At 48.2% G+C, this 13,207-nt stretch carries 12 protein-coding genes; 3 read left to right on the forward strand and 9 right to left on the reverse strand.

Annotated elements, in window-relative coordinates; genetic code table 11:
- Positions 1-53: 53 nt before the first annotated feature.
- Positions 54-1,094: a sugar phosphate nucleotidyltransferase gene (locus OIN60_RS09995; protein WP_305754729.1), complete on the reverse strand. Its 1,041-nt coding sequence runs from the start codon at positions 1,092-1,094 to the stop codon at positions 54-56.
- Between the two features lie 162 nt (positions 1,095-1,256).
- Positions 1,257-2,198, reverse strand: a complete 942-nt coding sequence (locus OIN60_RS10000; RefSeq protein WP_305754730.1) for an aminoglycoside phosphotransferase family protein — start codon at positions 2,196-2,198, stop codon at positions 1,257-1,259.
- Here OIN60_RS10000 and OIN60_RS10005 point away from each other — a divergent pair, their 5' ends adjacent.
- Positions 2,199-2,312, forward strand: a complete 114-nt coding sequence (locus tag OIN60_RS10005) for a hypothetical protein (RefSeq protein ID WP_305754731.1) — start codon at positions 2,199-2,201, stop codon at positions 2,310-2,312.
- Between the two features lie 188 nt (positions 2,313-2,500).
- Here OIN60_RS10005 and OIN60_RS10010 read toward each other — a convergent pair whose 3' ends face one another.
- Together OIN60_RS10010 and OIN60_RS10015 are read right to left on the reverse strand one after the other, a co-directional pair.
- Positions 2,501-4,987 (reverse strand): FAD-dependent oxidoreductase, encoded by a 2,487-nt coding sequence (locus tag OIN60_RS10010; protein WP_305754732.1) that lies wholly within the window; start codon positions 4,985-4,987, stop codon positions 2,501-2,503.
- Complete coding sequence (locus tag OIN60_RS10015; protein WP_305754733.1) at positions 4,980-5,273, reverse strand: ArsR/SmtB family transcription factor; 294 nt, start codon at positions 5,271-5,273, stop codon at positions 4,980-4,982. The genes OIN60_RS10010 and OIN60_RS10015 overlap by 8 nt, the downstream gene beginning before the upstream one ends.
- A gap of 292 nt (positions 5,274-5,565) precedes the next feature.
- Between OIN60_RS10015 and OIN60_RS10020 the strand changes: the two genes are divergently transcribed.
- Complete coding sequence (locus tag OIN60_RS10020) at positions 5,566-6,438, forward strand: GNAT family N-acetyltransferase (protein ID WP_305754734.1); 873 nt, start codon at positions 5,566-5,568, stop codon at positions 6,436-6,438.
- 350 nt (positions 6,439-6,788) lie between these two features.
- On the opposite strand, the gene OIN60_RS10025 is transcribed toward OIN60_RS10020, so the two are convergent.
- Positions 6,789-7,961, reverse strand: coding sequence for an aminotransferase-like domain-containing protein (locus OIN60_RS10025; RefSeq protein ID WP_305754735.1), 1,173 nt, complete (start codon positions 7,959-7,961; stop codon positions 6,789-6,791).
- Positions 7,962-8,063: 102 nt separating this feature from the next.
- The gene (locus OIN60_RS10030; protein ID WP_305754736.1) at positions 8,064-8,843 is read right to left on the reverse strand and encodes a ThuA domain-containing protein; all 780 of its coding nucleotides are present in this window, start codon (positions 8,841-8,843) and stop codon (positions 8,064-8,066) included.
- Between the two features lie 130 nt (positions 8,844-8,973).
- Here OIN60_RS10030 and OIN60_RS10035 point away from each other — a divergent pair, with 130 nt between their 5' ends.
- Positions 8,974-10,632 carry a GMC oxidoreductase gene (locus OIN60_RS10035; protein WP_305754737.1) on the forward strand — a complete coding sequence of 553 codons (1,659 nt, stop codon included), beginning with the start codon at positions 8,974-8,976 and terminating at the stop codon, positions 10,630-10,632.
- A 21-nt stretch (positions 10,633-10,653) separates the two neighbouring features.
- Here OIN60_RS10035 and OIN60_RS10040 read toward each other — a convergent pair whose 3' ends face one another.
- Genes OIN60_RS10040 through OIN60_RS10050 form a run of 3 tightly spaced genes read right to left on the reverse strand, consistent with a single transcriptional unit; the run spans position 10,654 to position 13,201 of the window.
- A complete protein-coding gene (locus OIN60_RS10040) occupies positions 10,654-11,745 on the reverse strand; it encodes a GerAB/ArcD/ProY family transporter (protein WP_305754738.1) in 1,092 nt (363 codons plus the stop codon).
- A 31-nt stretch (positions 11,746-11,776) separates the two neighbouring features.
- On the reverse strand, positions 11,777-12,022 hold the full coding sequence (locus OIN60_RS10045; RefSeq protein ID WP_305754739.1) for a hypothetical protein: 246 nt from the start codon (positions 12,020-12,022) through the stop codon (positions 11,777-11,779).
- Between the two features lie 30 nt (positions 12,023-12,052).
- Positions 12,053-13,201 carry a Ger(x)C family spore germination protein gene (locus OIN60_RS10050; RefSeq protein ID WP_305754740.1) on the reverse strand — a complete coding sequence of 383 codons (1,149 nt, stop codon included), beginning with the start codon at positions 13,199-13,201 and terminating at the stop codon, positions 12,053-12,055.
- Positions 13,202-13,207: the final 6 nt, after the last annotated feature.

Here is a 13,207-nt window from a genome sequence, read left to right on the forward strand (position 1 = left end):
AGTGTATGTTTACCCTGGTAGGTGGATTGGACTTTTCCCTAATCACATACGATTTATTTTGAATCCTTGTGCACGCCGGGAGTGCTTCTCATAACGGATGCATGGTCCCCCAGAATGTGTCGGGCCGGCTGCTCCTGAATTTCTTGTTCTTCCATACGGACAGCAGATCCAAATACGCTTCCCTCCGCATGAATATGAAACAAATGCACCTGATCCGTCAAAATACTATTGGTCAGGATACAGTCTTCGACGATACTGTTTGGACCGATATACACATGGGGCCCAATAACGCTGCTCGTTATACGGGCGGTTGGATGAACTCTGACCGGCGGAATCCATTTCACGGAAGCATCCATACCCGGTGGTATCTTAAAGTTCTCGGGGTCATGGTCCATTTTATAGCGGTTGGCCTGAAGCCAGCGCTCATGGGTTCCGATATCAAAGAAAGGCGCAGTCGTTACATTGTACGCAACATGTCCACCTTCTGAAATGATCATTTGAATAGCATCCGTTAACTCATATTCCCCACGACGGGAGGGCGTGAGTCTCTCTATGGCCGACCAGATGGATCCGGTAAAAACATACACACCCACTATCGCCAAATTGGATTTGGGCTTCAGCGGTTTCTCTTCCAAGCTGACGATCTGCTCATTCTCAATGACCGCAACTCCAAATTGACTAGGGTCCTTGACTGGCTGAAGCAGTATGGAAGCCGCCGATTCATTGCTTTCCAATGATCGAATGAGTGGTTCGACTTCTCCCTCGTATAAATTATCACCAAGCATCAATAAAAACGGGGAATCCTCTATAAAAGACCGTGCGCTATTAACCGCATCCGCTAGCCCTTTGGCTTCTTCCTGAAGCAGATAAGTCAAAGAAGCATTCCACCGCTCCCCGTCCCCGATTGATTTTCGAATCTCTCCTTGAGAAGAATTTACTACAATTCCAATGTCGTTAATTCCAGCCGCAACAAGTTTATCGATGATAGAGACGAGAATGTATTCACCATTAACTGGTAACATGCACTTTGGTTTGGTATAAGTCGAGGGCTGAAGTCTTGTTCCTTTACCGGCGCATAAGATTAATCCTTTCACAAACATCCCCCTAACCCAAAATTCTGTTATTATGTTATATTTTATGCACAAACTATTAAGAGGACTGGGTATATGTAAAGCAGCTAATACCCTATTAATCTATGAACCGGTGATGCTATTCCATTTACTGAACTGTTAGCACTCTCTGCGCAAGATCCTGCGTTAAAATATTGGATACGCCTCGGATTGACTATACCATGCAGGAGTGATCCGCGAGAAGTTCTCATGATCCTCCATGACCCTGTAGATTTTGGCCAGCATAAGCTCCAGCTCCTCCGGCTTTACTTTCAGAATCCATACAATTGATGAGATCAATGTCATAGCCAAATATAACGAGTATAACTGCCAGAAATATTCACCAGGCTCTTTGCGGTCATGATATCCAAAAATCTGTCCAACCGAGAAAGGCACGCTAACCTCAGAGCTAAACATACCAACCTTCACAAACTCATGGATAGGATCTCCCCAGTCAAACCTGTCGAAATCAATGACGCCTGAAAGCTTGCCGTTGTTGACGATCAGATTTCCGACATGGAAATCATCATGCTGGAACAGGTTCGGCCTGTCCTGCATGATGTGCAGATGTTCATCAATAAAGGCAAGCAGCCTCTTCTCCCCCTTGATCATGGTTCCGCATTTGGCATATTCTATCCTGTATCGGTGATGCTTTGCAGCCATTCTTTCATACCATGGCGTCATGTTCTCGGGGCAACGAAGCTGATGGATTTTTCGCAGCTGCAAACCAGCCTCAATTCCAATGTTAAACTGTTCTTCTGCAGTTAAAAGCGGAAGCTCCTCGGCTGCTTCATTACCCTCAATGAACGAGACGATCATATAGCCAAGTCCCTGGTCAGGCAGAACGCCTATTTCAATAGGCCTGGAGCATTTTACGCCCTGCTGCTCCATCCAATTAAGACATCTGAACTCCAGCCTTTTGTTATGTTTTTGATCGATACTGAAGGCTCGTAATATGTACAACGCGCGCTCGTCGCTATCATAAACAATATATTTATCATCACCGGAGTATCCCTTATGGATCTTTTCGAGTCTTGTGCTGCTTTGAAGCAGTGGAATCCGATCCCGTAACTGGTAAGCTTCCTTCACATGCTCACTCCTTACTGTTTAAATGAACACAATAACGCATTGCTGCATCTGTTGAAACCATATGGCTTACTTGAACTGACGCGCACGGGTGAAACGGCAATGAGTCGTCCATAAAGCCTTTCGGGCGGATTGCTTTAGCTCTCCCTGTTAAAGTACTGCGTGCAGGTCTTCGGGCTTAAATTTAGCATGAGGTTTCTGCTGTGTCATTTGCGGAATCCAAAATCGAAAACTGGACGAGGCAAGGGTTTTATCCTTGCCTCGTCCGGTTGTTTTTCGTTCCCTTTACCATCATCAATTAAAAATCAGATAAATAAATTATGGCCGCTTTGCTCAGCTTTGCCAAGGTAAGCCCCTACTCCTCCGATCCCTACCCCATCAATCAACTCCTGGCGGTCTATACCCATTAGATCCATGGACATCTGACAGGCAATAATCTCCACTCCCTGATCCATGGCTGTCCGGATCAGCTCCTCTAACGAGGGCACATTTTTGCTTTTCATCAGCGAACGGATCATCCGGGAGCCCATGCCCAGCATATTCATTCTGGACAAAGCCAGCTTACGACTGCCGCGTGGCATTAACGTTCCGAAGACTTTGCCTATCATGCTTTTCGAAACAGACACCTTATGATGCTTGCGGATGATATTCAGACCCCAGAAAGTAAAGAACATGGTTACTTTCTTGCCGCTTGCCGCTGCTCCGTTAGCAATGATAAAAGAAGCAATTGCTTTATCAAGATCACCGCTAAATACAACCATTGTGCTTGCTTGACCGGAAATCACCGACGCTTGGCCGACAGCGGGCTCCGAGCTTTTGTTCCCTTTGCTAAGGTAAGCCTCAATCATGCCATCCGGCCGCTTGCTCAGTTGGAGGAGTTCATTGCGCGACATCTGTGCCCATGCCTTAATATCCTCTTGGAAGCCCGGATCCGACGCAGTAACTTTGAGGACTTGCCCTTTCTGCATCGTGTCGATGGTTTTCTTGACCTGGATCAGAGGTCCCGGGCAACTGAGTCCGCAAGCATCCAGCACGGTATCGGGAGCCATAGGCATAATGACTGCCGGCGCAGCCGCAGCGATTTCATTTTTGGCGGCTGCATGATTGGAGACTGCATGTTCAACCGCTTTGACTGCAACCTTTTTCGGTGTATATCTGCTCATTTGGTACGTTTTGTAGCCGCCGGTCAGATTTTTTACGCGAAGCCCTTTTTGTGCAAGAATCCGGGATGCTGTATAACCTCTCAAACCAACTTGACAGTACACCCATATTTCCTTAGATGCATCCAATTCGCTTACACGGGAGCGAAGATCATCTACCGGAATATTTACGGCTCCCTCAATGTGGCCGTTCATATACTCTATCTCTGTCCGGACATCCACCAGCGTAACCTTCTCATGGTCACGTTCAGCCAACGCTGCCGGAACAAACACCTCCGTCATGCCATGCAAAACATTTTCCGCTGCATAACCCGCCATGTTCACCGGGTCCTTCGCCGAGGAATATGGCGGGGCATACGACAGCTCCAGCTCAGCCAAATCCGTGACGTTGCCTCTAAACCGGATCACCGTAGCAATATCATCGATTCGCTTGTCCACCCCGTCATAACCGACAGCTTGTGCTCCGAGCACCGTACCCTGCTGATCGAACAGAAGCTTCAATGAGATGGGTGTGGCACCTGGATAATAAGAAGCGTGTGAGTTTGGGTGCACATACACAACGTGATAAGGAATGTTGAGACGCTGCAATGTTTTTTCGTTATTGCCGGTAGCTGCGCCGCTCAGACCAAAGACTTTAATAATAGATGTTCCTTGGGAGCCTTTGTAGGTTGTGCCAAGAGCGCAAATATTGTCAGCCGCTATTCTTCCCTGTTTATTGGCCGGTCCTGCGAGCGGAATTGCAGTTTTCTGGCCATTCACGAAATCAACAACCTCCACGGCGTCACCGACTGCATACACATCTTGCAGGTTGGTCTCCATCCGTTCATTAACCAGAATATGCCCCCGCGGGCCGAACTCCAATCCGCTGTCCTTCAGAAATGCGGTGTCCGGCGCAACACCGACAGCCAAAAGCACAATCTCGCTCTGAAGCATCGTACCGCTCGACAACCGGGTTATCATCTGCTCGCCGTTTTCCTCGAACCCCTGAACCATGTCAGAGAATATCAGTTGCACACCTTGATCCTCCAACTCTTTGGCCAGCACGGAGGCCATTTCGGAATCAAATGCAGTCAGCAACTGCTGTCCTGCCTGAATTAAAGTTACCTCCAATCCGGCCTCTCTAAGGTTCTCCGCCATTTCCACTCCAATAAAGCCGCCGCCAATGACAACCGCAGAGCGGGTTCCTTCTTCTTCAACTTTACTCTTGATTTTATCAGTGTCCGGGATGTTTCGCAGCGTGTGAATCCTGGAACTTTGTATGCCCGGCAGCTCCGGACGAAGCGGTTTAGCCCCCGGGGACAGAATCAGCGCATCATAGCTTTCTTCATAGCTGCCAAGCTCCTGATTTTTTACATAAACCTTTTTATTGATCGGATCAACGGAAACAACCTCGCTCTGTGTCCGGACATCGATATTGAAACGCTTATGCATGGCTTCAGGTGTTTGAATCAGCAGCTTGGAACGGTCCTGAATGGAGCCGCCAATATAATAGGGCAATCCGCAGTTGGCAAAAGAAATATACGGATCCCGCTCAAACATGATGATTTCAGCTTCTTCATCCAGTCTGCGGAGACGCGCCGCGGCCGAGGCTCCCCCTGCCACTCCGCCGACGATTAGTACTTTTTTACTCATGATTGTCATCTCCTAAAAATAATGTGATTAGCTGTTTGATTTTGTCATCCTTTACGGAGTAATTGATCTCAAGGCCGTTGCGTTCAGTCTCCACGATGCCCAGGGAACGAAGCTTCTGCAGATGCTGGGATACGGTAGATTGTGGAAGCTCCAGGCACTCCTGCATATAAGAGACATTGCAGCTTCCTTTCTCAAGCAAGCCTTTGAGGATGCAAAGTCTGACCGGATGGGCGATTGCCTTTAGGGTTTCTGCTGTCTGGCTGTATGCCTTGAAATTTTTATGCATAAGGGCCCGCCTTTACATCTTTGAATTTGTATATTCGAATATTACGATATATAATGCTGAAAATCAAGCTCTCTCAAAAAATCGACAAAGCCCAATGTTTTCATCATAATGCTGCGTGCAGCTCTGAGGGTATAATCTTATACCTGACTTTGTAGCTTAAATACGATAAAATGATAATTAAACGATTAGGGGGGGCGTTACCATGGTAACCAATCATAAGCGGACAGACTTTGGAAGGATATCGCCTGCTCGTCCATAAACTGCGTGTTTCCTTCCTAAATGAGGGTATATTTTGAACGATTATAAGGCAATTAAAATGATTGACTTCTCGGCTGATCAGATTGATCAAATCCGAATACTGGAGCAACTGTGCAAAAATTTTGATAGATCGAGCTTAAGGGTCGGCGTAGAAAGTCTGAAGGCAGACGGAGGAGACCATGCTTTCTTATGCCTTAATGGCAATCAGATTATCGGCTTTGTGAGCTGGTATACATCGGATGAAATTGAAGCCAATATCAATGGTATGGTTCATCCGGATTACCGGGGTCAAGGCATTTTTCGCAAATTAATGAAAAGTGTTGCCGCTGAGCTAAAAGAACAGGGAATTGGAACCTGCCGGCTCAGAGTCCCTGCAAATTCCCGACCCGGCATTGCTTGCATTCAGCACTTGGGTGCTGATTTTTCAACATCTGAGTTCACCATGAATCTGACCCGTTCTCCGGCTGATACACCGCATCCTTTCCGCTTGGTTGTGCGGCCAGCGGAGGCCCGGGATTTCGAGTTTCTGGTGCAGTGCTCAGCACAAGCCTTTGGCGACTCCGAGTCCTGGACACGGAATTATTTTTTGCATACAAATAAGCCTGAACGTGTTACTTACATCGCATGGGACGGTCCGGCACCGGTCGGAATCATTAGGGTCAATCATCTGGACACGGCTACTGCTGTTATCCATGACTTTTGTGTGCTTACCTCTTGCCAGGGAAGAGGTTACGGGCGCGAAATTCTTACTCGTGCAGTCAACATACTGCTCACCAAGCGTTACTCCTCCATTCGACTTGGTGTAGTCACCGATAACAGGCGTGCTTTAAACCTGTATCAGTCTGTGGGATTTGAGGTGACTGCCGAGTCACATTATTATGTAACCCCTGTCGCTAATTTAAGCTAAAAACGAACAACCAGCCTCGAATTACGAAAATCACCATTTTTCATTTAAAAGAGCAAGTATCGGTGGCCTGATCTCCACTAATACTTGCTCTTCCCTTTCACTTTGCCCCATTTGAACTGTCGTCTCATACATAGTTACTCGTGGTCGACGACTGTTCTTGACCTCTTTCCAAATCAGAAATCGAGATTCGTTTTCAGGTTTGGATTAAGTAAGATCATGCACGCAGTAGCGGAGAGAACGAAGCAATTCCGGAAAAGCGAAGCGGTCGCCTTTGGCCCGAAGGGTCAACAGCGATTGCAGGAATGCTTCGTTCTCGGAGCGCCTCCCAACATACAAAAGTAATACCTAAATCAAACCATGCTCAGAATTTCGATCCCCTTCACAATCTGCTCATCCGATGGCGTCGAGAAGTTGATGCGGAACGCATTGCACGGCTCATTTTCCTGTACGAGGAAGGCTGTGCCCGGAACCACCGCCACTCCTTTGGCCGCCGCTTTTTTACAGTACTCCAGCATCGGTACCGATTCAGGCAAACTGCACCACAGGAACAGGCCGCCGTCCGGATTTGTATACGTGATGCGGCTGCCCATCAGCTTTTCCAGGTTCTCCGTCATGAGCTCACATTTGCGCCGGTAAATTTCCCGAATGCTCTTGATATGACCTTGATAATCGTATTCCGTCATGAATTTATAAGCCAGAATTTGCGGCAGCATGGCCGTATGAACATCTTCTCCCTGCTTGGCTACGACCATTTTCTGCATAACCTCCGAAGGAGCTTGTACAAAACCGACACGCAAGCCGGGGGAAAGAATCTTGGAGAAAGAGCCGACATAGATCACAAGACCCTCGTCATCCATAGACTTGATGGTTGGCACATCTGTCCCTTTGAACCGCAGCTCTCCATAAGGATTATCTTCCAGAATCATGACTCCATACTTCTTAGCAAGTTCATAGATGGCCTGTCGCTTTTCCAAACTTGTCGTGATGCCGGTCGGATTTTGAAAGCTCGGAATCAGGTAAATGAGCTTTACGTTTTTCTCCGTTTTAAGCGCATGCTCCAGCATCTCTATATGTATCCCGTCACTCTCCATCGGAACCCCGACAAGTCTTGCTCCCGCAGCCCGGAATGAGTTCAGTGAACCGATAAAGCTTGGACTTTCACAAATAATCGTGTCGCCTTCGTTGCACAGCACCTTGCAGGCCAACTCAATTCCCTGCTGCGCGCCGGATACCATAAAAAGATCATCGTACTGCTGTCCCATAGCCAAGCGGCTTTTTAACTGTTCCTTAAGCGTCTCACGCAGCGGCCCATAACCTTCGGTCACTCCATACTGCAGAGCAGCCACAGGGTCTTGTTCTAGAATAGCTTGTGTAAAGGAACTGATTACCTGTACCGGAAAGGTTTCGACAGCCGGGTTGCCTGCGGAAAACGGAATGACATCCTTACCCGAGCTTGCTTTTAAAATTTCACGGATAATCGAGGGTTGAAGTGCGGCGATGCGGTCTGAAAATATATAGTCCATTTTACTTTTTACCTCCTGGAATGACTTAGAGCACTCGGGCATCTATATTGATTATAGAGCAAGGGAAAAAGCCCGGCAATGCCAGGCTAGTGAGCAAACTCCCTACATCTTCTTAAGTGGATAACCCGGCATCGGCTCCAGTGGAGGCACCTCCCCATATACAGGCTGTACCCCGTGGGGTGAAGCGGCCCAGTAAATGGCATTGGCGATCACCTGCAGCACCTTCGGATGATAGTAAGTGGGATACGTTTCATGGCCGGGACGAAAATAGAAAATTTTACCAAGACCACGCTGGTACGCACATCCGCTCCGGAACAGCTCCCCTCCCTGAAACCAGCTAATGAATACGAGCTGATCGGGAGCCGGAATGTCGAAGAACTCGCCGTACATCTCTTCCGGCTCGATCTCGAAATATTCGCCAATTCCATAGGTTATCGGATGAGACGGATCCACAACCCAGATCCGCTCCCTTTCAGCGTCCTCCCGCCATTTCAAATCACAGGTCGTTCCCATGAGCCGCTGAAAAATTTTCGACCGATGTCCGGCATGCAGCACAATCAGCCCCATCCCTTGAAGCACCCTCATCTGAATCCGGGTTACAATCTCATCGGACACTTGATCATGGGCCAGGTGCCCCCACCAGATGAGCACATCCGTCTGGTTGAGCACTTCATGGCTGAGTCCATGCTCCGGCTGCTCCAGCGTGGCCATCCGCGGCCTAAATCCGTAAGGTCCGATTCCGGCTGCAAGCGCTTCATGTATACCTTTTGGATAATTGCGTGCTACTAACGGATTTATTCGTTCATGAACGTACTCGTTCCAGATGGTGACACGTATAGGTACGATCCGTTCAGGCGTTCCATGCTGTGCATTCATTTTCATAGATGATTCTCTCCTTCCTGCTGCGCACAGGGCACAATTGTGGCTGCTACTCATGGTATTAAGCAGGGCAGAGAATCATACGTATAAAAAATGGCGATTATTTATTTTACTACAAGGAGTTGCAGCCGGCGTGAAAATCCATGTAGCAGACGCAGGAGATACATTGTATCGATTAGCGATGCGTTACCAAATCGGCGTCGATCAATTGATGTCAAGCAATCCGCATATTGACCGGCCTGATCGTATTATATCCGGGAAGCAGGTTCGGATCCCCTCTCCCATTATCCCCTCCGCCCCCGGGGTGTCCGCTCCTTTTTGTCCACCTCCGCCAGAGGAAGCAATTATTCACAATTGGATCCCTCTTTCATCCGCGGAAGAAATGGCCGCGACCGAATACGATGTTCTTATCGTGGGCTCCGGGCTAGGGGGCGGCGCAGCTTTGTGGCGGTTATGCGAGCAATGGGGCGAAAACGGCAAACGGATCGGGATGGTGGAGCGGGGACCGCAGTTTCTAGCGACCCACATCATGAACGTGCCAACGATGGACGGAATCAATTTCCGATTATTCCGCCCCTCGCAAGTTACGGATCTGATTGGCAACCAGCTTCCGCAATTTAGCGGACTTAAGCTAATTTACGCATTAGGCGGCAGAGGCACTTTATGGGGGTGCGTCACTCCCCGGGTTCCTGATTTTGATATTGTAAAGAACTGGCCAGTCTCCCCTTACGAAATGAATTTGTATTACAACATTGCCGAAGAGGTTATGAGTGTCACACGGGACTATACAAGAAATTCTTTGATCACACAAATTTTGCTGGAGCGACTTCGCAGACAAGGCTTTGCCAATGCAGATGATATCCCCCTTGCGGCTGATCTGGCTCCAACTATACTGGGCAAGGTCAATTCCAATGTTTTTTCCAGTACCATTAACCTACTGGCGAAAGCCTTGAACCACCGTGCCTTTGATCTGGCGGTCGATACTTACTGTGCCGAAGTCCTGACTGAAGGAGGAAGAGCGGCAGGCATTCGTGTGATCACCCCGGACAAAAGGTCTCATGTTATTAAAGCAAAAACGGTGATCCTTTCCGCCAGCGCCCTGCAGACACCGCGTATCTTGCTCAATTCCGGCATCCAGGGGAGCGCCATTGGCAGGTATCTGCTCAACCATTCTTATCTGGTTGCAGCGGCCAATCTTAATACCACCAGCTTTCCTGATCCACTGGGAACGCTAGGCATTGTGATTCCCGAGCTTGAGGATCGTCCTTACCGGATTCAAGTTCAAGGACCGGAGCAATATTTTGACTATCATTATCTTACCAGACCGGATAAAGATGTCTGGAGAATCACCGATTACTATATATCCGGTGTCGTGGAGGCAAGGTATGAAAACCGGGTCTTCATTGATCCAAGCCGGACGGATGCTTACGGGATGCCGGAGCTGCAGGTCAACTTCTCTTACAGTGCAAAGGATGAGGCTATTATTGAGCAGATGTATGACGCTGCTATTCAATCGGCTGGAGCGATGCAAATGCAACTGGAGACAATAGACGGTGTTCCGGCCATCTGCTTGATGCCGCCGGGAGCCGATAACCATGATGCCGGCACCTGCCGAATGGGCGAGGACCCAAACACCTCGGCGACGAACCCGTTCGGGCAAATCCACGGCGTTCCGGGTTTGTATGTTGCGGATGCAAGTGTACTGCCTTCGATGGGAGCCACTAACCCGGCACTGTCTATCATCGCGTTGGCTATACGCACTGCGGATCAAATTGTGAAAGAAAATCCGTAGCTTCCAGGGTATAGCTACAGCCTATTTCCGCTTTCGAATAACCGCAGTTAAGGTAAGAATCAGGAGAGGAAGCGTTAAGGAAAAAAAGTTCCATACCGGATGTATCACAGATACAAAATTGAACCATTCAGTCGTGCCGTTAAAGGTGACCAGCGTATTAAGAAAACCGATCAAGGCTAAGGGCAGGATCAATATTGTCCTGTCCTTGATACGGAACAGCTCGCACAGTATGGCATTCAATACGTAAAGAGCAATGGCAACTTTCATATAAGAGTCAGCAATAAGTGACATCCCTATCACCGATTCGATCCGCTGGATAATCTCCTGGAACTCGATAAGCCGGGCGAGCGCAAATAAACTATACATGGTGTCCCCTGTCAGCGGGCCCAAGGTCATGATGGCACACACCGTTGAAATGCACAGAATAATTATATTTAGCCCCAGAGAAAGAAACATATATCTTCCTGTCTTCCCCCGCTGATCGGCGCGTACACATGGAAGCAGCATAGCGAATACAATCACCTCCATATAAGGAAAACCTGACGCAGTGTATACCCCGTGCATCACCGGTATTATCCCTTTGGGTAGTATCGGGAGCAAATAGTCCACATGATAGAGAGGAATTGCCAACAGCAAGACTGCGACCGTACAAAAAATCACTATCCCGATAATTAATGTAAACATCCTTGCCATCACTTCAATACCTGCACGAGCAGTCAATGCAGCCACCATAAAAAGCAGGAGGTTAAATACATACAATGGTGTTTCCCTTAGCATGGAGGTGACCATAAACAACCCGGCATCCAATACAATGGCCGATTGCATGTAGTGCAGAAAGAAAATGGCCATAAAACCGAATACGTAGGTAAAAAACGGGCCCACCAGCTTCCTGCTGTAAGCCATGTAATTCAATCCGGGATACTTTCGGTGAAGATACAGCATGCAGGTCAGTACTCCGGCTCCGACTATACCCGCAATCATGAGGGACAGCCAGGCCCCATTACCCGCCCGCAAAACAAGCGGACCCGGAACATTAATAATGGCAGATCCCGTCATAAAAACAAAAAACAGAATGCTTAACTGGCCGGAACTTATTGTCTGTTCCTTATCCATAATTCCTCCCCTTTCGCCGAGTGGGTATATCTCACATTTTTACATCCAGAAAAGAATCTATTTTCTTTGCCAGCTCCTTGATGAAGCCCGGTACGAAATCATACGTATCCGGCCAGTCCTGATTCACGATAAAATCGAGCGATAGATATAATGATCCGACTAGAAGGATCACGTACACCAACCGATCTCTTGGAGCTGCCGCCTTGTTCCGTCGAAGCAGCCCATACACCAAAACTGCAGTGTAAACCAAAACCATAAGAAATATCCGTTCTCTCATATGAAAGCCCCTTTATTTCTGCCCGGTATGCTACAAAAGCGGTATTGTATTGCTTGCCCCTGGGGTAGTCAGCTTCATCTTAACGTTCACATGAAGCGGTAGCTTGGTGAATTGGTAATCCCAATCATCCTTTATGACTGCCCAAGCTCGCGGATATTTACGATAAATCAGGTTACTAATGCCAACCGCCTCAATTTTCTGCTTCTGCAGTTCATGGTAGCTTGCCTGCATAATTTGCTTAAGCTGGCTTTCAGCAGCTTTCAGCAGCTTCTTCTCTTCTTCCGGTGTACGCACATAACTGCACTTTAATTCTGAGATCGCGGCTTCTACATCGGTATGAGCCGTTACAGAGGATGGCTTACCCGCCGTCCATTCAACTGTCAGTTTTGTCTTCTGTTTTAACACTTCTAACGATTCCGTCCGCTGCTTCTTACCCGGACAAGGGAAACCAATAATGCCCGACTTAAATTCATCCCGAAGCATCGCAAGCCCTTGAGTCTTCCCCGCTGAAAGCACACCCACCATTTTACCATTTTTAGTAAGTGCAATACCGGCATTCGAGAATACTTCCTGCTTGGGCTTCACCTTATACAAATAGGAAATATAGCCGTCCACATGTGCATTTCGTGCTTGAATCCCTAATTGCAGCAGCGTAGTGACTAATGTTTTACCTGATACGCTTTGGGAAATTCGGTTTGCCCGCAGCAGCTCCTGGCTTGTAGACTTTTCGATCCTTGGCCGCAGCATGAGCGCGGCGTCCGCCCGGCCGCCTGTAATCAGCACCTGCACGTCACCTCGAGCCTCATGATCGCGATAGAAGAAATCGAGCAGCTTGCCAATATCCTGTGACCGGGCCAGCTTTTCACTTACAAGAATAACTTGCATGTGACTCCACTGTGACTTCCTTCCCAGGTGCATCGGAATATCGCGAACCGCTGCCATAATGTTTTTGTTTTTGGCCTTGACATTAACGGTCGACGGGACTGAAGAGAGTTTCTCTCCCCTGCTCCCTGAACCAGGACGATAGATCTGGGCAGTCATTTCAATCTGGTTATCTTTAGCGGCATCGAGAGCAACACCAAGGACAAATCCCAGCTCTACCAGTTCATGCTTGCTCCAGCAGCCGGAAGTAAGCAGCAATGCCCCTATCAGTAGAAAAAAAATCCCATATCTGTACATACTCTC

The sequence above is a fragment of the Paenibacillus zeirhizosphaerae genome, from assembly GCF_030705605.1.
Classification (GTDB): domain Bacteria; phylum Bacillota; class Bacilli; order Paenibacillales; family Paenibacillaceae; genus Paenibacillus; species Paenibacillus zeirhizosphaerae.

What these genes read in the sequence shown, in the direction of transcription:
- OIN60_RS10015 (WP_305754733.1), bottom strand. Translation starts at nt 5,273, where the DNA reads ATGCATAAAAATTTCAAGGCATACAGCCAGACAGCAGAAACCCTAAAG.
- OIN60_RS10005 (WP_305754731.1), top strand. Translation starts at nt 2,199, where the DNA reads ATGCTCACTCCTTACTGTTTAAATGAACACAATAACGCATTGCTGCAT.
- OIN60_RS10050 (WP_305754740.1), bottom strand. Translation starts at nt 13,201, where the DNA reads ATGTACAGATATGGGATTTTTTTTCTACTGATAGGGGCATTGCTGCTT.
- OIN60_RS10010 (WP_305754732.1), bottom strand. Translation starts at nt 4,987, where the DNA reads ATGAGTAAAAAAGTACTAATCGTCGGCGGAGTGGCAGGGGGAGCCTCG.
- OIN60_RS10040 (WP_305754738.1), bottom strand. Translation starts at nt 11,745, where the DNA reads ATGGATAAGGAACAGACAATAAGTTCCGGCCAGTTAAGCATTCTGTTT.
- OIN60_RS10045 (WP_305754739.1), bottom strand. Translation starts at nt 12,022, where the DNA reads ATGAGAGAACGGATATTTCTTATGGTTTTGGTTTACACTGCAGTTTTG.
- OIN60_RS10025 (WP_305754735.1), bottom strand. Translation starts at nt 7,961, where the DNA reads ATGGACTATATATTTTCAGACCGCATCGCCGCACTTCAACCCTCGATT.
- OIN60_RS10030 (WP_305754736.1), bottom strand. Translation starts at nt 8,843, where the DNA reads ATGAAAATGAATGCACAGCATGGAACGCCTGAACGGATCGTACCTATA.